Origin of the sequence: Neorhizobium sp. LMR1-1-1.1 (genome assembly GCF_040675795.1) — a bacterium.
Classification (GTDB): Bacteria; Pseudomonadota; Alphaproteobacteria; order Rhizobiales; family Rhizobiaceae; genus Neorhizobium; species Neorhizobium cellulosilyticum.
Map to the genome: position 1 here is coordinate 1 of NZ_JBEGHE010000086.1, position 373 is coordinate 373.

At 58.2% G+C, this 373-nt stretch carries 1 protein-coding gene; it reads right to left on the reverse strand.

Features of this window, described 5'->3' with window-relative positions:
* The coding region (locus MRBLMR1_RS29155; protein ID WP_500067083.1) for a PAS domain-containing protein at positions 1 to 373 on the reverse strand (373 nt) is incomplete at both ends.

Sequence of the window (373 nt, forward strand, 5' to 3'; positions counted from 1 at the left end):
GCCGCTCCGCCTCTTTCTTCGCGGAGATGTCATGCGCGATTTTCGAGGCGCCAACAATCCTGCCGGCGGAGTCATAGATCGGTGAGACGCTGAGGAGAACGTCGACCAGACGTCCGTCCTTACGCCTGCGCTTCGTTTCATATGCGTCAACCGGGGCACCTGCTCTGATCTGCTGCAAAAGTGCAGGTTCTTCCTCAAGCCGATCATCCGGCACGAGCATAAGGACAGAATGACCGAGGACCTCCTCAGCCTTGTAGCCGTAAAGGCGTTCAGCCCCGCCGTTCCAGGAGGTAATGTTCATGGCCAAATCGATGCCGAGGATGGCGTCGTTAGAGGATGCGATGATCGAGGCCAGTCTGCGTTCGGCTTCCTG